Here is a 22,837-nt window from a genome sequence, read left to right as displayed (position 1 = left end):
GGACTTCCCTCTCTATCAACCGTAAAATATAGTTCATGTCCTTATCATCACCTTTCTCTATTCACATGTCTACTTACGCTCAGCAATTTGGCGAAGGATTGCCGCTTTAAATTCTTCGTAAGGAACAGTTTCTGATTTTTGCTCGCCATATTTGCGCACATTGACGGCATTATCGCTAATTTCATTGTCGCCAAGAACGAGCATATACGGAATTTTTTGCATTTGCGCTTCGCGAATTTTGTAGCCGAGTTTTTCATCGCGAAGATCGAGTTCCGCTCTTACGCCTTCTTCTTGTAAATCTTCTTTTATTTTTCTTGCGTATTCTTCATGGACGCTCGATACCGGAATGATTTGAACTTGAACAGGCGCGAGCCATGTTGGGAAAGCCCCTTTATATTCCTCGATCAAGAAGGCAACAAAGCGTTCCATTGTCGAAACGACTCCGCGGTGGATAACGACTGGACGGTGGTCCTGGCCGTCGCTTCCTTTATAGGTTAAATCAAATCGTTCCGGCAAATGGAAGTCCAATTGAACAGTAGACAACGTTTCTTCCTTGCCCAGTGCCGTTTTTACCTGAACGTCAAGTTTCGGTCCGTAAAACGCCGCTTCGCCTTCAGCTTCGACATAATCGAGGTTCATGTCCTCCATCGTTTCTTTCAACAGGCTTTGCGCTTTTTCCCACATTTCATCATTATCGACATATTTTTCTTTGTCTTCAGGGTCGCGATACGATAGGCGGAATTTGTAATCGTTAATCCCGAAATCTTCATAGACGCGTTGGATGAGTTTCACGACGCGAATAAATTCGTCCTTCAACTGATCAGGTCTCGCAAAAATGTGAGCATCATTTAACGTCATTGAACGCACCCGCTGCAGGCCGGCAAGTGCCCCGGACATTTCGTGACGATGCATCGTGCCAAGTTCGGCAATTCGGACTGGAAGGTCACGGTAGCTGTGCATCGAGTTTTTATAAACCATCATATGATGCGGACAGTTCATCGGACGAAGTACCAATTGTTCATTATCCATTTCCATTGCAGGATACATATCATCTTTATAGTGATCCCAGTGGCCGGATGTCTTATAAAGCTCAACGCTTCCTAAATGAGGCGTATACACATGGTCATAGCCAAGACGGACTTCTGTATCGACAATATAGCGTTCGATAATACGGCGAATCGTTGCGCCTTTTGGAAGCCAGAGCGGCAAACCTTGCCCGACTTTTTGCGAAACGGTAAATATGCCAAGCTCTTTTCCTAATTTACGGTGATCACGCTCTTTCGCTTCTTCAAGGTATTTTAAATGTTGATCCAAATCTTTTTTATTGAGGAACGCCGCTCCGTAAATCCGTTGAAGCATTTGATTGTCACTTTTTCCTCTCCAATAGGCTCCGGAGATACTCATCAATTTAAACGATTTAATTTTTCCTGTCGAGGGAAGATGCGGCCCGCGGCAAAGATCAAAAAATTCGCCTTGCTCATAAATCGTAATGACTGCATCTTCCGGAAGATCGCGAATCAATTCAAGCTTTAAGTGATCATCGATTTGTTGATAAATTTTAATCGCTTCCTCACGGCTAACTACTTTACGAACGATCGGCAAGTTTTCATTGACGATTTTTTGCATTTCCTTTTCAATCGCCGGCAAGTCTTCCGGAGTTAAAGCATGCGGCATATCGATATCATAATAAAAGCCGTTTTCAATAACCGGTCCGATTCCGAGCTTTACATCAGGATAAAGGCGTTTAATCGCCTGCGCCATTAAATGGGCCGTACTGTGGCGGGTTATTTCCAACCCTTCTTCGGAGTCTTGCGGAATAATTTCAATCGAAGCATCTTCTTCAATCGGCCGTGTAAAATCATAAAGCTCACCGTTGACTTTACCGGCGATGGACTTTTTCTTCAAACTTGGACTGATCGATTCGGCTACTTGTTCGGCTGTTACCCCTTTTGGATAACTTTTCACCGAACCGTCTGGAAATGTTAATTGAATAGATGACATCTTTTTTCTCTCCTTTTAAATCTACATGTTACAAAAATTAGCGTAAATACACCTCTTATTTTCCGCTTCTAGGAAAAAATGCCGAGGCATATACAACAGCCATCTGTCCTATAGAATCGCTTCTATTGGACAAAAATGCGATCCGTAAGGAAGCCACTGAAAAAGTTCCTTTTAATAAAAAACTAAAATTTTTAAAAAACCAAAACCCAAAAAAACAGTATTTTTCACTTAGGAAGTGGGGGATAGCATCGTGTTTACAATGCATTTCGCTTACCAAAGTGGGGATGTATTTTTTAGGAAAAAGCATTTTTGAAAATTTCTTGGACTTTTTCAGTGGCCTCATCCGTAAGCGGAAAATTGTCCTTTAGAGTGGAATTACACCTTATTATCCGCTTCTGAACAAAAATGCCGGGGCATAATAAAAAACACCCGTCCCTAATAAAGGGACGAGTGTTCTACTCGCGGTTCCACCCTCGTTCCATAGCAAAGAAAGCTATGGCACTCGTGTCTTGATAACGGTAATTTGTCCGTCATGCGGCTACTTCAATTCGCCGCTGAAGCTCCAAGGTGGTAAATTATTTATCCGTGTTAGGAAGCTTTCAGCTAGTGCTCCCCTCTCTGTAAACCGTAATAAATAACTCATGTCCTTATCAACGCTAATTATCATTTTAAAATGTAATTCTATTATATGCGTGAAAAATTTGAAAATCAAGTAGTCAAATGACAGTATATCATGTTTTAGATGAATTTATACGCTGCTTTAGCGCCGCAAATGATGATAATGGCTGATGAATCAAACGTTCTTCAAAAATATTTTGAATCGTATGTACTATCGCATGATCGGCTTCGTTACTATAAAAATAAATCATTTTAGGTGAAATCCCGAGCAAAGGACCAAGTAATATCCTGTCCAAATCCAATTCTTCCGTCATCACCAGTGCTTTTTCATACATTTTTTCCAACTTTTCAGATGAAAAAGGATTTAGCACCTCATCATAAATCCGGATTTCCCCATCAAACGTTACATGAATGGCGTTTACTTTTGTCTGGTAGGTACTGACACATGTTCTCAAATGATCGATAAACGACTGATATTCCAATTCCATTTTATATTCATCAATCGCCCACTCTACATACATTAGCAACTGTTGAAAATAATCTTTTAGACGAAACTGGATAAATGAATCAATTGTAAATTTCCTTCGATTTTCTAAAAATAATTTACTGAGTTCCTTTTTAATTAACTGTTCACCCGGCACCATGCTACTCGTGCCTGGAATATCTTCAATTTCGCCGTTCATTATCGATTTAGCGATAACTAAAATTTCCTGTTGTTCCTCTTTGTCCTTAAAGAAAAACACATTTTCTATCAAATATAAAAGATGATCTTCCTCTACTTTATCCTGGATATAGCCGGCCACTATATCGATAATAACATTCATATGCTCGAAGCTTTTTATATGTAAAATGTGCGGGTCTGTATGTAAAACTTCTACAAAGGAAGGATTCATCTGTTTTAGGCTCGCCTGATTACATATTTTTTTACGTACTTGATAACATTCTTCTTGATCTGTAAAAATGAGTTCAATCAATCTTGCCCCTCCCTCTCACTTCTTTGATAATATATATGGGATAGAAGCATAAAACATGAACTATTTTCACAGAGAATTAAAAAGCTTTCTAACTCTTTTCGGAGCTAGAAAGCCTTAAAATTAATTTTGCATGACGAAGTCTTTTTCGGCCGTTTCACCTTCTTTAAAAATATGGAGAATTTCATATTTTGTATTTCGTTGTGCCGGGATTTTTCCGGCTTCACGAATGAGGCGAAGGGTCAGATTCGTATTTACTTTATGCGTCGTTCCTGCGGCTGATACGACGTTTTCTTCCATCATCGTGCTGCCAAAATCGTTGCAACCGTAATGGAGCGATTGCTTTCCAACCTCTGGTCCCATTGTGACCCACGAAGATTGGAAGTTCGGTATATTGTCAAGAAAGATGCGAGAAATCGCTACATTTTTTAAATATTCTCTTGGCGAGGTTTTTTCACCTTTTAAATTTGTATTATCCGGTTGGAACGTCCATGAAATAAACGCCAGGAAGCAGTTCGTTTCGTCCTGAGCATCGCGGACCCGCTGAAGGTGCAAGGCGCGTTCTTCAAATGTTTCACCAAATCCAATAACCATTGTCGCTGTCGAGTGCAATCCGACTTTTTTAGCGGTTTTCATGCAGTCGATCCATTCCGTCCATGAACCTTTTAAACGGCTAATACGCTTACGTGTGCGATCATCTAATATTTCCGCACCTCCTCCGGGAAGTGAATCTAATCCCGCCTCTTTCAATTGGCGTAGCACTTCTTCTAGCGATAAGCCTGACACTTCAACCATTTTCCAAATTTCAGCGGGAGAAAATGAGTGCATCGTAATTCCTGGGAAACGTTGTTTAATTTTTTTTAGCAAATCGGTATAATATGAAAAAGGCAAATTCGGATTCGTACCGCCCTGCATTAAAATTTCGGTTCCACCAACATCAGCCGTCTCCTGGATCTTTTGCAAAATCACATCATCGTCCAGCACGTAGCCGCCCTCTTTTCCTGGCGCCCGATAAAAAGCACAAAACCGGCAATATGTATCACATACGTTTGTATAATTGACATTTCTTCCAATAACAAACGTTGTAATCGGCTCGGGATGCCAGCGTTTCATAATCGTATCGGCGACTTTGCCCATCTTCTCGACTTCATCGCTCTCATACAGCTTTATCGCATCATCTACGGTCAAACGAATACCGTCTAATGCTTTTTGTAATATGACATCAATACTCATTTATCTTACCTCCAATAAGGATACATCCTCTCCTTCTCCATTCTATCATAATAAGAAAGGAAAATCGTCTGTAACGATTTTCCTAGGATAGCGTTCTAAAATTCTTGCTGCCGCCAATAAAGACAGGAATGGTGATGTGGCGGATACGTTCCATTATCCGTTTCGCCTTTGCTTCTTCCAAGCCGCTTTTTTCCGAGCAATAAAAATGTTCCTGAAGCAAATCAAAATCAAAGTTTGAAGAATAAAGTGTGGGAAGCTTTTCCATCATGCGAAATTGAAGGATGACGCCTAACACTTCATCGCGAATCCATGGCGACATATTCTCCGCGCCAATATCATCAAGCATCAAAACAGGCACCTTTTTTAAAAGGTCCATTTTTTCTTGAAATGTTCCTTCTGAAAGGCTATTTTTAATCTCTCGTAAAAACTCCGGCGTATGAACAATTAATGACTGCACTTGCCGTTCTGCAAGTTTATTCGCTATCGCTCCAAGCAAAAATGTTTTCCCGACACCGAACTTGCCGTAAAAATAAAGTCCTTTCGTTTCTTTTCCAGAACATACATCCGTAACAAATTGGGTCGCATAAAAGATCGCTTCCTTGCGCTCCTTATCAATTCGGTGCAATTTATCAAAAGTCGCTTCTAAAATTTCTTTCGGAATAAAATAGCTTTTGATAAGTGATACGATCGACTTTTGTTTATCCTCTTGCAGCTTTAATTCGCATTTTTCATACGACAAATCAATGGTATTTCTGCCTGCGCCAAGCTTTGGCTGATAGCCTTTCATCATGTTCGGGCAATTGGCGAGCCCCGGGCAATTGGCACAATTCGCCTGTTCCTGTATATATTCAAAAAGCCTTGGCAAGCTTCTCTCAATGCTTGCCTGCGTAAGTTCCGGATGGCTCTCAATAAACGAAGCAACCGTCGGGTCGTTCAAGACTTTAAACTTTAACGCATTATAGTCCTTTTGGAATTTTGCATACCCTGGTATTTGTTTGAAGGATTCTTTAATTGATTCCATCTAATTTCCTCCTTCCTTGAAGTTGTTAAAAATTTTTAAGCAAGTCTTCAAGCCACTTTTGATTTTCTTTCTCTTCTTCGGTTAATTCGTTCACATCATTTGGATTCTCTTGTTGATCGTCATCTTTTTCCTGAAGCCAATCCGGCAATGCTGTCAAACGCTTCGATCTTTTTTGGTTGCCTCTAGCAGACATCCTCTTTTTATTTGCTTGCGTCTCTTTATACGTGTTAAATTCCTTCCTCGCAAGTTCCATCGCCTCTTTAACGGTAACCACTTTTTTGCGTGCCCAGTGACTTGCTATTTTTTCTATATAAGCTTTAGGCAATTTATCATCAATTGTTTTTAATACATAATCTAACAAAACATTAATGACACCCGGATTCATTTTTTTCTCGAGCATTAAATGAGAGACAATGGCTAAATCACTACTAGCAGGCCTTCCTCCTTCATGAAGTTCTAACAATTTATACGGAGAGATCTCTTCAAAAAATTTAATTAATTTTTCTTCTTCACTAACAGGCTCTTTATTTGCCATCATCCTATACTTTAATGGCTGCGTCCTTTCAGCCAATATTGGCAATTCATTTTGATGTTCAATCCGATACCATTTTTGAACTTCTTTACGCAAATTTTCAACCGTTAATTCACCGTTTGCATAATAGGCATTTTGCACTTGTTTGCTCATCTCGAGCGGTTCCATTTGATAAACATAGGCCAATTTTATAATCGCTTCTTTAATTGATGCTGTAATTACTTCTTTAGGCAGAATAAAACTGGACAAGTTCGCATAGAGCAAATCAAAATCAAACTCGTCCATTCCAATAGAAGGAGGGCTTGATTCGGCGTTTTTCGCCACCTTTCCTTCCGTGCCTCCCAATCCTTCATTCATTTCCGAATAGACGCCTGCAACCATTTCGGATGGGTGAAGGGAAGTAAAAACATCACTAAAAGATGAAGTGACATCAATAAATCCTTCCTTCTTTATATCAGGAAGAAGAAACGCTTCCTTCATCTCTACAAATTTTGTTTTTCCAAGCCGATTGTACAAATAAACGTTCAACATTCCGTCATTGAAAAAATCATGGGGAGACAGTGGTGCGTGTAGTTCATAAATATACTTGCGGCTCGTCGCGTCTTCTCTTTTATATGTTTTTAAAAGGCCGATCGCTTCTAATTTTTTTCTTGCCTGGATAATGTCTTTTAATGAAAACTGGGTCATATTCATTAAATATTGATGTGTATATTCGTCAACACTTGTTTGTGCAAGGCACCAAAACGTCATATAAAGACTATATGCGAATCCTCCTATGAGCGGCTGATATAATAAGGTCAATACTTTTCTGTCATATTCATGAAGCAATCCGTTCATCTGTATGACATACGTATCCACCGGTACAACTTCTTTCCAGTGTATACTCATTAAACTCACCTTTCTTTTTTAAGCGAACTCTCTTTGTAAAAGGTCGTAAAAAAAGAGCGTAAAACCTTCCGAACACGTCTCACGCACTTTTTAACTGTTTTCTTTTTTGATCAATTCTTTCAGTTCCTGGATAAAAACATTAATGTCTTTAAATTGCCGATAAACGGAAGCAAACCGGACATAAGCGACTTCATCCGTTTTGGCTAAATAATCCATGACCTTTTCTCCGACTTCTTTGCTTTTTACTTCGGAAGTTCCTTGATTACGTAAATCTTTTTCGATATTGTCAACAATGTCCTCGAGAACTTCTAGCGGAACCGGCCGCTTTTCACACGCTCTAATAAGACCTCGCAAAATTTTTTCCCGGCTGAATTCTTCCCTTGTCCCTTCTTTTTTCACAACAATTAAAGGCATTTCCTCAACGGTTTCGAAGGTTGTGAAGCGATAGGTGCACTCTTCACATTCTCTTCTCCTTCTTATGGATCTACCCGCATGAACAGGTCTAGAATCAAGCACTTTTGTGCCATTATGTTGGCAGGACGGACAACGCAATTGCATCAACCCCAGATTTGAAATCAATTTTATCTACTTCTATCTTAGTCAAAAGAACGGTATGTGACAAGGTTGTTCTCTTATTATTTTTCTGCAAGAGAGGTGCCAATAAATTCAAGTTCCTCTTTTAGTTCACGATAAAAATTAGAAATAATCTTTTTTGAGTTGCCAAAATCAAACGGAAGAGAGGTTTCCGTAGATACGTTTAAATCAACGGCGACCCTAAAAGGTTTGACGGTAATTACCGTAATCACAACGAAGGATTTTCTTGGCTTTGTCATTTCAAAAGCAATTTCCCCCCGCTCTTCAGAAATTCCCAATAACCGGCAACTCGGCTTTTTCTGAATGATTCCGCTTATCGCTTTCATCACATCCGCTTGCCGCGCTTTAAAATAATGGGTTTGAAATTCGGGGTCGTTATGATTTTCGCGCGTTTCTGCACTATTGGTCAAAAAAGTTCGCATTTTTTTCAACATTGAAATCGACTCCTAAAGATTGTTTTCAATAATTGTAACCCGAAATGACCCATTCAACCAATAGAATTGCTTTTGAAATGAAAGCATTTAAAAAAACCGAAGGGACAATCCTTTCGGTTTAAATATTAAAAGAGGTGCTATCCACACCTCTCGTCGTTTCGTCATTCATTTTTTACTGAGCTGATACTTTTGTCTTAGCAGCCTTTACAGGACCCATACCGCGTGGCACCTCAAGGTTCTCACGGGTTTTCGCTCCGAGAGCCTGTGAAATATAATCAGCCGCTACATTCGGATCAATTCGATCCCCGCATGTATAAACGTCAATACTTGCATAACCATGCTCTGGAAAACTGTGAATTGTTAAATGTGATTCAGAAATAATAACAACTCCGCTTACACCATGTGGCGCAAACTTATGAAAAGCAACTTCACGTATTTCTGCCCCAGCTCTAAGAGCAGCATCTACAAACGTTTCTTCAATAAATTTCATGTCATTTAGCTTTTCACTGTCGCATCCCCATAGTTCAGCAATTACGTGTCTTCCCATTGTATCCATTCGCATAGTCCCCCTTTAAATAATAATCATGCCTTCAAGCATGCGGCAAAAGAATATCTACCACGGGGGAAAGTTAGTCCAAAGAGGTCCTAACCCTTTAAGTAGAACTCAATGCCTTAATTGCCTTAATTGAAGTTCACGAAACATAGTATACTTTCTTTTATAATGTTTTGCAACATCTAGTTTTAATATTTTATTCTTGACATTATAAAAAAAATCAGGTATCGCTGGCGACACCTGATTTTTTAAATAAGAAAAACGCGCTCTGTTTTTCTTATTAGGAGATCATGGATACTTTTGATCCTTTGATCAAACGAGCTCCAACCATGTTCGCAAGATCAACAACACGGGAAGAATAACCCCATTCATTATCATACCAGGCAAGAACTTTAACTTTCTTCCCTTCCATTACCATTGTTGAAAGTCCATCTACGATCGATGAATGTCCATTTCCATTATAGTCAATGGAAACGAGCGGCAGTTCGCTGAATGCAAGAATACCTTTCATAGATCCTTCAGCAGCCATTTGCAAGGAAGTATTAACCTCTTCAACCGTCACTTCTCTTTTTAAATCAACAACGAGGTCAACTAAAGATACGTTAGGCGTAGGCACGCGTAATGCCATTCCATTTAATTTGCCTTCAAGATGCGGCAATACTTTAGCGATCGCCTTCGCTGCACCTGTTGAAGTCGGGATGATGGATTGTCCGCAAGCCCGTGCACGGCGCAAGTCTTTATGAGGGTTGTCAATATTTTTTTGGTCATTTGTATACGCATGAACCGTTGTCATCATGCCGCATTCAATGCCAAATTGATCATCAAGCACCTTCACAACCGGCGCTAAACAATTTGTCGTACAAGAAGCGTTTGAAATAATATGATGTTCATCAGGATTGTAATCGTTATCATTGACGCCCATTACGATCGTAATATCTTCTTCTTTTCCAGGAGCGGTAATGATTACTTTTTTCGCACCCGCTTCAAGATGATAGCCAGCTGTTTCTTTTGATTTAAATTTCCCCGTTGCCTCGATGACGATGTCGACACCGAGTTCTTTCCACGGAAGTTCTCTCGGGTCTCTTGAATTTAATAATAGCACTTTTTTATCATTTACCATTAAATAGCCGTCATACGGAATCACTTCACCGTTAAAAACCCCATGAATAGAATCGTATTTTATCATATGAGCAAGTGTCTCTGCCGGATAGCTTGCATTTATCGCTACTACATCTAGTTCATTTTTCTCCATCATAATACGGAAAACCATTCTTCCGATACGTCCAAGTCCATTAATCGCTACTTTTGCTTTCATGGTGTTGCTCCTTCCATATATATGTTATACTGTTTTCTCTCTTTGACTGTAATTAGTATAACATATTTCAACTGAAATGGAACATACTTTTTTTAAAAATAGGCGCAAAAATAGACCCGGTTCATCCCGAGTCTATCGTACACCCCATTCATGCAGTTGATTGATCACTTTTTCTTTTAATTGTTCCAATGTTCCGTTGTTTTCGATGACGGCGTCGGCCAGTTGACGCTTTTCTTTTAGCGGCATTTGTGATGTGATTCTTGCTTTCGCCTCTTCAAACGTCATTTGATCTCTTGCCATCAATCGTTCATATTGGACTTCTTCGTCGACGTAAATAAGCAGTGTCACATCAACCATATGTGTCAACTTACTTTCGAACAACAGAGGTATATCAAGAACGACTGTCTCATATCCTTCCGCTAAAAACTGATCCGCTTGACGCCTCATTTCTTGCCGTACAGCCGGATGGACAATGCTGTTGAGGAGCATGCGTTTTTCGTCATCATGAAAAACAATGCTGCCTAACTTTTTTCGATGAATGTCGCCATTTTCATCAAGGATCTCTTTCCCAAATGAAGCTACAATTTCATTATATGCGGGCATTCCTTTTTCAACGACCTGTCTCGCGATCACATCCGCATCGACGACGGGGATGCCGTACGATTTAAATATGTTTGATACCGTGCTTTTTCCGCTGGCAATACCGCCTGTTAATCCAATAATCAAAACTATATCCCCTTTTTCATTTAACTACATTTTCAATAATCCGATGATCATTAATAGTATCCCCGGAAGGATTGTAAGTTTCTTCACCCATTTTACTTTTGAAAAAATAAAGCCAAGACGCATTCCAAATAGGACGAAGATCGAGCTCATGGCCGCTGCAAAAACAGCCGTCCATATCGGAGGAAGGTGAATAAGAGCTGCCCCGATACCTGCTCCGAAAGCGTCAAGAGAAAGCGCCACACCTAATAATACTGCTTCCCATCCATTAATCGAACCTGATTGATCAAGGTCAGCAATGACAGGTTTTTTTAAAATCTGGATCATAATCCCAAGCTTTTTTATTTCTAATTTTACTATTGTTTTTTCACTTTGTTCAACTTGTTCGTTTTCTTTTTTCGGTTTAAGTACTTGAAATAAAAAGTACGTGCCAATTAAAAATAGAATGAGTCCCCCAAAAACTTCCCCAACTTTTGGCGAAAGAAATTGTTCAATGATATGCCCAAATCCCATCGAGATCAAGAGCGTCGATGCGGAGCAACAAGAAATGATAAGGATTGACTTTATCGGGATTTTAATTCCTTTTATTCCATATGTGAGTCCTACACCAAAACTATCCAGGCTAACGGCTACGGCTAATAACAGCATTGAGATGGAAATCATCATTAAACAAATAGCTCCTTTCTCTACTAACGTTTAGTATTATATGAAAGGAGCCTTTATTCTGTTATTTTCACTTTTGACATTTCGGGCAAAAATGGGTTCCACGTCCTGCTACGACGGTTTTAGAAATCATGGTGCCGCACTTTTTGCACGGCTCGCCTTTTTTTCCATAAACAAACAGCTCTAGTTGAAACGAACCTTCTTCTCCAACGGAATTCACATAGGATCGGATCGTGCTTCCGCCCTTTTCAACAGATTCTTTCAATGTTTCAATAATGTGTTGATGAAGCGTTTTTACTTTTGGCAATGATAATTTGTTTGCATTTGTTTCAGGATGGATGCCCGCTTTAAATAAGGCTTCGTCAACATAAATATTCCCAAGCCCAACGACGATTGATTGGTCGAGAAGGGCGGCTTTAATCGATCGATTTGTTTTCGAAAGCCCTTGTTTTAACACATTTACCGTAAACTTATTTGAAAATGGCTCATACCCGAGTTTGGAAAGCGGGGCCTGTCTTTCCTCTTCCCCGCGAACAAACAAGTGCATCGTTCCAAATTTCCTTACGTCGCGATACCTTAATTCTGTCCCATCCGTAAAGGTAAAAAAGACATGTGTATGTTTATCAAATTCTTCTTGCGCCTCATATAACCCGTATCTGCCTTCCATCCGCAAATGGGAAACGAGCGTATCTTCATTTAAATGGATTTTCAAAAACTTTCCTCGGCGTTCGACGAGTTCAATCGTTTGCCCGATAAGACGCAGCTTAAATTCATCAAGGTTTTCGTATTTTATAATATTCGGCCATAAAACTTTAACATCAGCGATCGTTTTGCCTCGAATGAGGCGATTCAACGTATTTTTGACATTTTCCACTTCTGGTAATTCCGGCATCTTCCTTCCTCCTTGCCAAAAAAATGAGCGCTACTAGAAAGCAGCGCTGGTTTCTTTCTTTATTTCGCGTCATACCATGTCTTTCCATAATTGATGTCAACCTTTAACGGAACATCGAGCTTAAGTGCTGATTCCATCACTTCCGGTACAAGCCGTTTCAATACTTTAATCTCGTGTTCGGGAGCTTCAAAAATCAACTCATCGTGCACTTGAAGAAGCATTGTTGCTTCTACTTTTTCTTCTTTCAACCGTTTATCCATTTCAACCATCGCTTTTTTAATAATGTCCGCAGCCGTTCCCTGGATAGGCGTGTTCATCGCGGTCCGTTCAGCGAAGCTTCTTAAATTGAAGTTGCGGCTCGTAATTTCCGGTAAATAGCGGCGGCGATGAAGCAATGTCTCTACATATCCATTTTGTTTCGCCTTCTGTACAATCTCTTCCATATATTGCTTTACACCCGGGAATGTTTTTAAGTAGCGATCAATAAAGTCAGCCGCTTCTTTTCTCGTGATGCCAAGACTTTGCGACAATCCATAGTCACTAATACCGTATACGATTCCGAAGTTAACAGCTTTTGCATGCCTGCGCATTTGCGGTGTGACTTCATCTTCACCAACATGAAATACATCCATCGCTGTTTTCGTATGAACATCCATTTCTTTCTTAAAGGCTTCCATTAAGTTTTCGTCTTGAGAAATATGCGCCAGCACCCGCAATTCGATTTGGGAATAATCTGCCGCGAAAATCATCCAATCAGGTTTGGATGGAACGAAGGCCTGTCTGATTTTGCGACCTTCCTCAAGCCTGATCGGGATGTTTTGCAAATTCGGTTCCGTTGAACTTAATCTTCCTGTTTGCGTCAATGCCTGGTTAAAGCGGGTATGAATTTTTTCCGTATCGTTGTCCACTACTTTCAGCAAGCCTTCAATATAAGTTGAGCTCAATTTGCCAAGCTGGCGGTAAACGAGGATTTTGCCAATGATCTCATGCTTGCCTTCGAGTTTTTCAAGTACATCAACCGATGTGGAGTAGCCCGTCTTCGTTTTTTTAATGACAGGAAGGTTCAATTTTTCAAATAAAATTTCTCCTAATTGTTTCGGCGAGTTAATATTAAAAGAAACTCCGGCCAGCTGATGAATTTCTTTTTCCAATGCATGAAGGCGATCGGTTAACTCGTGGCCCATTTTCTTTAAACGGTCAGTGTCCACTTTTACCCCGGTTGTCTCCATATCGCCAAGAACAAGCGATAGCGGCAGTTCGAGGTTGGCAAATAAGTCAAATTGCTCGTTTGCTTTCAGGTTTTTGACAAATTCCTCTTTAAGCTGATAGACCGCATTTGCCTTGCGAACGATGTGTTCCTTTAACACTTCTTCTTCCGGTGCTTTCAGCCTTGCCCCTTTTCCGTAGACCGCTTCCTCGCTGTCGACATCCGAAATGCCATGCCTTTTTCCCACGCTGGCAACATCATCGGCGGATTCAGACGGGTTTAATAAGTAAGATGCAATTAAAAGGTCAAATTCGACTCCAGCTAAAGAAATACCGTTCCAGCCAAGCGCAACGTACGCCCGTTTTGCATCAAACACATATTTTTTTTGCTCCTTATTTTCTGCCCACTCTTTAAACAAGCCAGACGAGAGGGCAACTTCGGTTGGAATATAAAAATGACCGTTATCATTTACAAGGCCAAACCCAAGAATTTCAGCTTTATGATACGTTTCCGGCATCGTTTCAACAATGAGGCTAGACGGGGAAATGAACATTTCTTTCGTGCATTTTGTTACCGTTTCAAACGAAAGTTCTTTCTTTTCGCCAGCAGCTTCCGGACCCGCAGCATCTGTGCCAATCCTCTCAAGTAATGAGTTGAATTCAAGCTCTTTAAACAGCGCCTGCACTTTTTCTGTTTGATACCCTTTATATTCCGAATCGGCAAGCGTTATAGAAAGAGGCACTTCATGGGTAATCGTTGCAAGCTTTTTACTCATTAGCGCCTGCTCTTTATGTTCCATAAGCTTTTCTTTCAATTTGGCACCGGATACTTGATCGATCGATTCAAGGGTTTTCTCAAGCGAACCAAACTGTTTAATAAGCTTTATGGCCGTTTTCTCACCGACACCGGGAACACCCGGAATATTGTCGGACGGATCACCCATCAGTCCTTTCATATCAATAATTTGTTCCGGTGTTAAACCGTATCGTTCATCAACTTGCTTCACATCATATGTCTCGACTTCAGAGATCCCTTTTCGGGTTAATGCGACTTTCACATGGTCCGTCACGAGTTGAAGAAGGTCTTTATCCCCTGTGAAAACCTTAACTTCCCAATTGTCTTTTTCCGCTTGTGTTGAAAGTGTTCCGATAATGTCATCCGCTTCATAGTTATCAAGTTCGTACCGTGTAATCCCAAACGAATCTAATAGCTCTCGAATGAACGGGAATTGCTCAGATAATTCCGGCGGCGTTTTTTGCCTCCCTCCTTTATAATCGCTAAATGTTTTGTGGCGGAATGTTGTTTTCCCCGCGTCAAAGGCAACAACAATATGGGTCGGCTTTTCTTCTTCTAATATTTTCAAAAGCATCGTCGTAAATCCGTACACTGCATTCGTATATACGCCTTTGTTGTTATTCAGCAAAGGAAGGGCAAAAAATGCCCGGTAGGCGATACTGTTCCCGTCAATTAATATTAATTTATTTGCCAAAATAAAAAACCCCCAAGTCCTTATTTTCCTTTCTCCATTGTACCATTTACAAGTGAAAAGGGAAAATAAGTTCGTTATCAGGGGGACATCTATTAACTTTTTCTCTTTTTGTTAAACGTAATCGTAAACGTAGAACCTTCGCCGGGCTTGCTCTTTACATCAATTCGGCCATGATGGGCTTCGATCAAGTGCTTGACAATAGCAAGGCCAAGTCCTGTACCGCCGGAATTTCTGCTCCGGGCTTTATCAACTCGATAAAAACGCTCAAAAATGCGGGGGATTTCTTCTTCTTTAATCCCGATTCCCGTATCTTTTACGTAAAATTTCACCGTCTCTTTTTCTTCTTTTAAACCGACTGTCACTTTTCCGCCTTTTGAGGTATAAACAAGAGCATTATTAATTAAATTGATAAATACTTGCTTGAGACGTGACGAATCTCCTTCAATGATTGCATCTCCTTCAGTCACAACATTTAACTCGATTTCTTTTTCTCTCGCTTTTGGTTCAAGCATGACGACGACTTCGTTTACAATAGAGACGATGTCAGTTTCCTCCCAATTTAGTGAGAAATTTTGTTCAATCTTGGACAGTTCCAGTAAATCTTGAATCAATTCTTGCAAGCGTTCACTTTCACGCCAAATAATTTTCAAAAATTCAGTGCGGACTTCAGGATTTTCCGCCGCTCCATCGAGCAATGTTTCAGCAAATCCTTTTAATGAAGTGACTGGCGTTTTTAATTCATGCGACACGTTGGCAACGAAGTCTTTGCGCATTTGTTCCAGCTTCTTTAACTCCGTAATATCATGAAAGACGAGGACAATTCCTGTTAGTTTTTCATGGCTGTCAAGGACCGGGGCGCTATAAACGTCAAAATGCTTCCGGACAATCCGTATTGGCAATACGACCTGTTTTCGGACATTGCTTTCAACAATAAACGTTTCTTCCACAAGTTCCTTTATTTCCTGGTAAGGGAAAACTTTTTCAAATAATTGGCCAGTCCAATCTTCCGTTTGAAATATCTCTTTAAAGGCGCGGTTCACTAAATTTACATACCCATTCGCATCAATTAAAATCAATCCGCTCCCCATATTTTCAATCAACGTCGTTAACCGGTTTTGTTGCGATTCGTAGCTTTGTGTCATTTGATCCAGGTTTCGGGCAAGGACATTGAGCGAATGATTTAGCTCGCCAATATCCTTTTCCTTGAATTCATATGCTCTCGCTTTGAAGTTTCCTTTTGCCAATTCCTTCGCGGTTAAGACCGCATCCGTTACCGGTTTCACAAGCCGGTTAATCACACGTATGGATATGATCAGAACGAGAACGAAACATAGCAAAAAGCCAACGGACATCGTTTGCCAGATGGAATGTTCAGCAGCTTCTGCGACATGAATTGGGATAATGAGCTGCATATAACCTTGCATGCGGTCATCACCCGATTGTTTAATCGGCAGTGTATAAAATACATTTCCTGCTTTTTTCGTCTTATACACTTTTGAATTTTCCAGTTTCTCATCGGCATAAAGCGGATATTCAGAAACGTTGATCTTTTTCCTGCCGGAAGATACGAGCACGTTTCCTGCAGGGGATAAATAAACGACGCTTCCTTTCAAATCTTCCTCCGCTTTTGTAATTTGATTGGCCAGAAGTGCGGTATTTTCCGATTTCGCCGCCAGTGCTAACAGATTGAGCTCTCCTTCATAGAAATGTTCCCGCTTTTCTTTCACCATATGGTGCATACTATTACCAACAAGAATCGCAAGAAGCATGGAAACGAGCATAATGCCGATTAAGAAAAAAGAGAGCACTCGATTCCGAAGATCATACATTATTTCGGTTCCTCTAACTTATAGCCAAGTCCCCTGACCGTTTTAATATACATTGGCTTTCGGGTATTCGTTTCAATTTTATCCCTTAAATGGCTAATATGAACGTCAACTATTCGCGTATCCCCGACGAAATCATAGTTCCAGACCGATGATAAGAGCTGTTCCCGTGTTAATACCCGCTTTTTATTGCGCGCTAAATATACGAGCAGTTCAAATTCTTTCGGTGTTAATTCAAGCTCTTTCCCTTTATAAAAAGCTTCATAGTTATCCGGGAAAATTTCAACTTCGCCAATTACAATCTTTTCATGTTCTGCATGCTTTGGAGCCGCTTGTTCACCGGGGATTTGAGTCATTCTCCGAAGGATCGCTTTTACCCGTGCAAGCACTTCACGTGGACTAAAAGGTTTGGTCATATAATCATCCGCACCAAGTTCTAATCCTAATATTTTATCTAATTCATCATCTTTTGCTGTTAGCATTAAGATGGGGACAAAAATATGCTTTTGACGGAGCTGTTTACAAACTTCCATTCCGTCCATCTCTGGAAGCATAAGGTCGAGAATGATCAAATCCGGTTTTTCCATTTCCGCAAGGCTTAAACCTTCCTTGCCATCGGAGGCAGTGATTACTTCAAACCCCGCTTGTTCCAGGTTGAATTTCAGCAATGTTGCGATTGATTGTTCATCTTCTACTACCATAATTTTTTGGCTCATTCATTTCCCATCCTTTTATTAAAAAACTATTTTTTCGTATATCATACTATAGCGAATGTTTAAAGTGAACAAGCCGCGGCTTTTTCTACTCATTTAAGCCATATCTCTTTCCTTTTACGAGATAAATGACGCTTTCGGCAATATTTGTCGCATGATCTGCGGTACGTTCAATATACCGGCATATAAATGAAAGCTGAGTGATCTGCGGGACTAATTCCGTATTTTTAGTCATGATCGTAAGAAGTTCATGAATGGTTTTGCCATACATTTCATCGACCTGATCATCAATATCAGCCAGACGTTTCGCAAGCACGACGTCTTCATTATAGTAAGCAGTGATCGCATCCGACAGCATTTGTATCGCCAAATCCGCCATAATAGCAATCTCTTCAAGCGGCTTAATCCGTTCTGTTTTCCCGATACGAATCGTCGATTTTGCAATATTGACGGCAAAATCAGCCATTCTTTCGACATCCGAAGAAATTTTAATCGCCGAAATGATTTTTCTTAAATCTGAAGCTACAGGCGCTTGTTTAGCAATTAATAGGATGGCCGTATCATTAATTTCTTCTTCAAGATGATTAATGCGCTGATCATTCTCAATGATTTCAAGCGCCAGGTCAAAGTCTTGAAAATTCAACACCTGGATTGAGTCTCTTAATGCCTTTTCAGCCAGCTTTCCTAATTCTACTATCGAGTTTTTCAAGTCATCCAATTGCGTTTGGAAATTTTCACGAACAACCATGTTTTTAAGCTCCTATCCTTTGTAGTTTCTATTTTTTATCCGAAACGTCCGGTTATATAATCTTCCGTCCGTTTATCAGATGGCGTAGAGAACAACGTGCCTGTATCGCGAAACTCAATTACTTCCCCATTTAAAAAGAAGGCGGTTTTATCCGATATTCTTGCTGCTTGCTGCATATTGTGCGTCACAATGACAATACTGTAATTTTTCTTAAGTTCTTGTATAAGTTCCTCGACTTTTAATGTTGAGATGGGGTCAAGGGCAGAAGTCGGTTCGTCCATTAAAATGACGTCCGGTTCCACCGCCAGGCATCGGGCGATACATAGTCGCTGTTGCTGCCCTCCTGATAGCCCAACCGCATTTTCATGAAGTCGATCCTTTACCTCATCCCAGATGGCAGCCTGGCGAAGACTTTTTTCCACAACTTCATCCAATACTTTTTTATTTTTTATGCCATGGATTTTTGGTCCATAGGCGATATTTTCATAAATTGATTTTGGAAACGGGTTAGGTCTTTGAAATACCATTCCGACCTCTGTCCTCAATTCCTCTACACTATACTTAGAGTCAAAAATATTGCGCCCGCGATACAAGATTTCTCCAGACATGCGAACGGATGGCACCATCTCCACCATTCGGTTTAACGTTTTAATAAAGGTCGATTTCCCACAGCCGGACGGCCCTATGATTGCTGTCACTTGTTTTTCAGGAATCGTAAACTGGATATCTTTTAATGCATGGTCCTGTCCGTACCATAAATTAAGCTCGTTAATTTTAAAAACCGCAGGCAGTTCCTCCGTTGTATTCGCTTGTTCAAGTTTTATTGAATGGACAGCCTGTCTCCCCTCATTTTCTGATTCAGTTACTTTATCAAGCGGCTTACGATTAATCGTAATTTCCATTTTGTTCATCCTCCTCGTAATTCTACTTCCTCGACGTATTTTGAAATTTATTCCGAAGCCAAATGGCCAGTCCGTTCATAATGAATAATATAATCATTAAGACAATAATTCCGGCGGCAGCAAGACCGTGAAATTCCTCCTGGGGCCGCGTCGTCCAATTAAAGATTTGAATCGGCAGTACAGTAAATGCGGAAAGAAGCCCATCCGGCACGAAGGCGACATACGCCATTGCTCCAATGACTAATAGCGGGGCGGTTTCTCCGATTGCCCGGGAGATGGCAAGGATCGTACCGGTTAAAATCCCGGGAAGCGCGGCAGGCAAAACAACATGGATAGTCGTCTGCCATTTTGTCGCTCCCATTGCAAATGATGCTTCTTTAAGTTCTTTTGGCACTGTTTTTATAGCTTCCTGTGCAGCTACGACAATTATCGGTAAAACGACGAGCGTCATCGTCAATCCACCGGAGAGAACGCTTTGTCCCCACCCCATGAAACGAACGAAAATGGTTAATCCTAACAATCCAAAAACAATGGATGGAACGCCGGCCAGATTGGCAATATTCATTTGGATGAACGTGGCGAACATCGTTTTTTTTGCATATTCTTCTAAATAAATGGCAGTCCCGACTCCGATCATAAAGGATAGCGGGATAGTCACGGCCATTACCCAGATCGTTCCCCATATTGCTGCCCAAATGCCGCTCTTCTCATAAAACCTGGAAGGAAAGCTCGTTATAAAATCAAGCGTTACATATTCTTTCCCATCTAAAAAAATTTGGCAAAGAAGAATTCCAAGCACACTTAATGTGAGCAAAGTGGCAAGTAAAAACATAAATTTCGCCAGATGGTTTATAGCCTTTCGAATCTTGATCTTCTTATGAATCATGCTGATTCCTCCTTAAACGGCGAGAAATATACTGTGCGAATAGATTCATAAGCAATGTAAAGATAAAAAGGGCCATACCGACTGCATATATACTGTAATATACGGTTGTTCCATACCCGGCATCCCCCTGGCTTACTTGAACAATGTAGGCTGTCATTGTTTGAATCGATTCTGTGACATTCAAAGAAGCAATTGGCCTGGCACCTCCTGCAATAGTGACGATCATCGTCTCACCAAGGGCACGGGATATTCCAAGGACAAATGAGGCGATAATGCCGGAGCTTGCTGCAGGAAGCACCACTTTTATGGCGGCTTCAAAACGGGTTGAACCAATCGCAAAGGCTCCTTCCCTTATGCTTTCCGGAACGGCTTTCATCGCATCTTCCGAAAGTGAGGCGATCATCGGAATAATCATTACCCCAACAACAATTCCCGGACTTAGCGCATTAAAAAGTGACAGGCTCGGAATAAACATTTTTAATAACGGTGTGACAAACGTTAAAGCAAAAAAGCCAAATACAATTGTCGGAACACCAGCCAATACTTCAAGTATCGGTTTAATGACTTTTCTTGTTTGAACGGATGCATATTCGCTTAAATAAATGGCACACGAAAGACCGACCGGAATCGCGATGAACATCGAAATCATCGTTACTTTCAACGTGCTTAAGACGAGCGGCCAAATGCCAAATTCCCCATACGACCCGGATGCAAAGGGAAACCATTTATGGCTCGTTAAAAATTCCACAACTGAAACTTTACTAAAAAATGTTGCTGTTTCCTTTAATAATGTAACGAGAATTCCCATAGTCGTTAAAACTGAAATGATCGCACATAACGCTAATAGCTTCGGCGCTAAACTTTCAACAAATGATACTTTTGCCCGCCTTCTTTTCTTTCTCTCTATTAATTCTTTTATCGAATAATTTCTTATGTCATTGGACAATGGCCAGGACCTCCACTTCTTTAGCAACTTTAGGATGATTAGAAATCTTTCATCTCTAAAATTGTATGAGTTGTCCGGCTAAACTATTAAAGCTCATTTTTTCACCAGCTCATTTAATATCTTGAGCTGTTTTTTGTAGTTCTCATCTGGCAGCGCAACATAGCCAATATCATCTGATGAAGCGAGTCTTCCTGCATTTTTAAGTGTAAACTCAATATAATCATAAACGGCCTTATTTGTTTTCAGCGATTGATTATTGACATATGTGAAGAGCGGCCTGGAAAGCGGGGAATATTTCCCTGATTTAATCGTCTCTGCATCTGGTTCAACTGGCCCCCTGCCTCCATCGATCGGAACTGCTTTTAACTTATCTTTGTTTGCTGCATAGTATGCAAACCCGAAAAATCCAATCGCATATTTTGAACCTGATACACCTTGAACGAGTATGTTATCATTTTCTGAAAGCTCGGCATCCCGCCGCAATGGCTTTCCTTGAAGAATGACATCATCAAAATAGTCATATGTCCCTGAATCCGTACCCGGACTAAAGACCTCAATCTTTCTATTCGGCCATCCTTTTCTTACATCTGCCCACGTTTTTGCTTTATTTTTTTCAAGAAAGATCTTTTTAAGCTCATCTATTGTTAAATGATTAATAAAATGATTATCTTTGTTTACGACAACAGATAGGCCATCGTAAGCCAATTCAAATGAGGTGTAGTTGATCTTGTTTTCTTTTGCCGCTTTCTTTTCTTTCTTTTTCATTGGGCGAGAAGCGTTGCTTATATCCGTCTCACCTTTCACAAACTTTTCAAAACCTCCGCCCGTTCCGGAAATTCCAACAGGTGCCTCAACCTTTGGATATTTTAAACGAAATTCTTCTGAAACAGCTTCCATGATCGGAAATACGGTCGATGAACCATCAATTTTAATTCGGCCGCTCTCCATCTTTTCTTTGTCGGAATTAAATACTCCATCGTTAGTACAAGCTGTGATTATTGTCAAAAGAAAGACAAAAGATGATAGTAGAAAAGCTACTTTCATCATCTTTTTTATTTTCATTTTTAAAGTCCCCCTGAGCTTCTTTTCTCTCTACAAATTAAGGATACTGGTTCTTTATGAATTTCGTTTTAACAAATTGTTAAGATATTGTAAAGACAAATAAAATCCGGGGAGTTGAAGTCTCCCCGGATTTTATTTCCTTAAAAATTATCAAATGTTGTTGAAGTGATCGATTTTGGCGGATACGGGGGGCAAACGTCCAATGTCCCCTTCAAAACCGTCTCTCCAGCTTCATTTTTTCCTTCCACTTCGATTTCAATCATGTGAGATTCGGTATGAATGTTTACTACTTCAAAAAAGAAGTTCACTTTTTCATAATGGTAAACGGGTTTCGGAAACGAAAGAGTGTGAGAGCGAATGCTGCTTCCCGGCCCCGGCAAATATTTTGATATGGCTGACGTTACAAAACCAGTAAGCATAATTTGCGGGACAATCGGCTTTTTAAAAGGCGTTAAGGATGCGTAGTCATGCTGAATAAAAAGCGGATTATTATCGTCGGTTAAGCCAAGATAAAGAAGAAGGTCTTTATCTTCAACCGTTTCGGACATCTGGAGCTTTTCTCCTACTTTTATTTCTTCCAGTTTACGGCCTAACTTTCGTTTTTTTCCCAATAACATAGC

21 protein-coding genes and 2 other annotated features (1 of these 23 running past the window's edge) are annotated in these 22,837 nt (G+C 40.4%); all 21 genes read right to left on the bottom strand.

What is annotated here, in order from left to right; all coding sequences use genetic code 11:
• Window positions 1–57, bottom strand: a binding site (T-box leader); it reaches 161 nt to the left of the window's first position.
• A gap of 12 nt (window positions 58–69) precedes the next feature.
• The 21 genes from thrS to WD019_RS04160 all read right to left on the bottom strand — a co-directional run bounded on the left by thrS (window position 70) and on the right by WD019_RS04160 (window position 22,834).
• Window positions 70–2,001, bottom strand: a complete 1,932-nt coding sequence (thrS, locus tag WD019_RS04260) for a threonine--tRNA ligase (protein ID WP_425710752.1) — start codon at window positions 1,999–2,001, stop codon at window positions 70–72.
• Between the two features lie 439 nt (window positions 2,002–2,440).
• Window positions 2,441–2,664 (bottom strand) — a binding site (T-box leader).
• Between the two features lie 68 nt (window positions 2,665–2,732).
• The gene (locus WD019_RS04255) at window positions 2,733–3,593 is read right to left on the bottom strand and encodes a putative sporulation protein YtxC (RefSeq protein ID WP_425710751.1); all 861 of its coding nucleotides are present in this window, start codon (window positions 3,591–3,593) and stop codon (window positions 2,733–2,735) included.
• 120 nt (window positions 3,594–3,713) lie between these two features.
• Window positions 3,714–4,823 (bottom strand): cyclic dehypoxanthinyl futalosine synthase, encoded by a 1,110-nt coding sequence (gene mqnC, locus WD019_RS04250; RefSeq protein WP_026676544.1) that lies wholly within the window; start codon window positions 4,821–4,823, stop codon window positions 3,714–3,716.
• 82 nt (window positions 4,824–4,905) lie between these two features.
• Window positions 4,906–5,844 (bottom strand): primosomal protein DnaI, encoded by a 939-nt coding sequence (gene dnaI / locus WD019_RS04245; RefSeq protein ID WP_425710750.1) that lies wholly within the window; start codon window positions 5,842–5,844, stop codon window positions 4,906–4,908.
• A 25-nt stretch (window positions 5,845–5,869) separates the two neighbouring features.
• Window positions 5,870–7,264, bottom strand: a complete 1,395-nt coding sequence (locus tag WD019_RS04240) for a replication initiation and membrane attachment family protein (protein ID WP_425710749.1) — start codon at window positions 7,262–7,264, stop codon at window positions 5,870–5,872.
• Between the two features lie 90 nt (window positions 7,265–7,354).
• Window positions 7,355–7,816 carry a transcriptional regulator NrdR gene (nrdR, locus tag WD019_RS04235; RefSeq protein WP_026676547.1) on the bottom strand — a complete coding sequence of 154 codons (462 nt, stop codon included), beginning with the start codon at window positions 7,814–7,816 and terminating at the stop codon, window positions 7,355–7,357.
• Window positions 7,817–7,899: 83 nt separating this feature from the next.
• On the bottom strand, window positions 7,900–8,292 hold the full coding sequence (locus tag WD019_RS04230; RefSeq protein ID WP_051291264.1) for a hypothetical protein: 393 nt from the start codon (window positions 8,290–8,292) through the stop codon (window positions 7,900–7,902).
• 172 nt (window positions 8,293–8,464) lie between these two features.
• On the bottom strand, window positions 8,465–8,848 hold the full coding sequence (gene speD / locus WD019_RS04225) for an adenosylmethionine decarboxylase (RefSeq protein ID WP_026676549.1): 384 nt from the start codon (window positions 8,846–8,848) through the stop codon (window positions 8,465–8,467).
• A gap of 277 nt (window positions 8,849–9,125) precedes the next feature.
• Window positions 9,126–10,160 carry a glyceraldehyde-3-phosphate dehydrogenase gene (locus WD019_RS04220; RefSeq protein WP_026676550.1) on the bottom strand — a complete coding sequence of 345 codons (1,035 nt, stop codon included), beginning with the start codon at window positions 10,158–10,160 and terminating at the stop codon, window positions 9,126–9,128.
• Window positions 10,161–10,292: 132 nt separating this feature from the next.
• A complete protein-coding gene (gene coaE, locus WD019_RS04215) occupies window positions 10,293–10,892 on the bottom strand; it encodes a dephospho-CoA kinase (protein ID WP_425710801.1) in 600 nt (199 codons plus the stop codon).
• Between the two features lie 18 nt (window positions 10,893–10,910).
• Entirely contained in the window at window positions 10,911–11,549 is a 639-nt protein-coding gene (gene ytaF / locus WD019_RS04210; protein WP_035350041.1) for a sporulation membrane protein YtaF, read from the bottom strand.
• 67 nt (window positions 11,550–11,616) lie between these two features.
• Window positions 11,617–12,438, bottom strand: coding sequence for a DNA-formamidopyrimidine glycosylase (mutM, locus tag WD019_RS04205; protein WP_425710748.1), 822 nt, complete (start codon window positions 12,436–12,438; stop codon window positions 11,617–11,619).
• 59 nt (window positions 12,439–12,497) lie between these two features.
• Window positions 12,498–15,134 (bottom strand): DNA polymerase I, encoded by a 2,637-nt coding sequence (gene polA, locus WD019_RS04200; protein ID WP_425710747.1) that lies wholly within the window; start codon window positions 15,132–15,134, stop codon window positions 12,498–12,500.
• Window positions 15,135–15,226: 92 nt separating this feature from the next.
• A complete protein-coding gene (gene pnpS / locus WD019_RS04195; protein WP_026676555.1) occupies window positions 15,227–16,963 on the bottom strand; it encodes a two-component system histidine kinase PnpS in 1,737 nt (578 codons plus the stop codon).
• Entirely contained in the window at window positions 16,963–17,676 is a 714-nt protein-coding gene (locus WD019_RS04190) for a response regulator transcription factor (protein WP_026676556.1), read from the bottom strand. The genes pnpS and WD019_RS04190 overlap by 1 nt, the downstream gene beginning before the upstream one ends.
• Before the next feature lie 85 nt (window positions 17,677–17,761).
• The gene (gene phoU / locus WD019_RS04185; RefSeq protein WP_026676557.1) at window positions 17,762–18,421 is read right to left on the bottom strand and encodes a phosphate signaling complex protein PhoU; all 660 of its coding nucleotides are present in this window, start codon (window positions 18,419–18,421) and stop codon (window positions 17,762–17,764) included.
• A gap of 35 nt (window positions 18,422–18,456) precedes the next feature.
• Window positions 18,457–19,323: a phosphate ABC transporter ATP-binding protein PstB gene (pstB, locus tag WD019_RS04180; RefSeq protein ID WP_425710746.1), complete on the bottom strand. Its 867-nt coding sequence runs from the start codon at window positions 19,321–19,323 to the stop codon at window positions 18,457–18,459.
• Window positions 19,324–19,345: 22 nt separating this feature from the next.
• Window positions 19,346–20,209, bottom strand: a complete 864-nt coding sequence (gene pstA / locus WD019_RS04175) for a phosphate ABC transporter permease PstA (RefSeq protein WP_425710745.1) — start codon at window positions 20,207–20,209, stop codon at window positions 19,346–19,348.
• A complete protein-coding gene (gene pstC / locus WD019_RS04170; RefSeq protein WP_425710744.1) occupies window positions 20,199–21,155 on the bottom strand; it encodes a phosphate ABC transporter permease subunit PstC in 957 nt (318 codons plus the stop codon). The genes pstA and pstC overlap by 11 nt, the downstream gene beginning before the upstream one ends.
• 93 nt (window positions 21,156–21,248) lie before the next feature.
• Window positions 21,249–22,217 (bottom strand): PstS family phosphate ABC transporter substrate-binding protein, encoded by a 969-nt coding sequence (locus tag WD019_RS04165; protein ID WP_425710743.1) that lies wholly within the window; start codon window positions 22,215–22,217, stop codon window positions 21,249–21,251.
• A 140-nt stretch (window positions 22,218–22,357) separates the two neighbouring features.
• On the bottom strand, window positions 22,358–22,834 hold the full coding sequence (locus WD019_RS04160) for a MaoC/PaaZ C-terminal domain-containing protein (RefSeq protein ID WP_425710742.1): 477 nt from the start codon (window positions 22,832–22,834) through the stop codon (window positions 22,358–22,360).
• Window positions 22,835–22,837: the final 3 nt, after the last annotated feature.

Origin of the sequence: Fictibacillus sp. Mic-4 (assembly GCF_049843615.1) — a bacterium.
GTDB lineage: Bacteria > Bacillota > Bacilli > Bacillales > Fictibacillaceae > Fictibacillus_A > Fictibacillus_A gelatini.
Note: the sequence above shows the minus strand (reverse complement) of the source record. Positions and strands in the feature narration are given on the sequence as shown.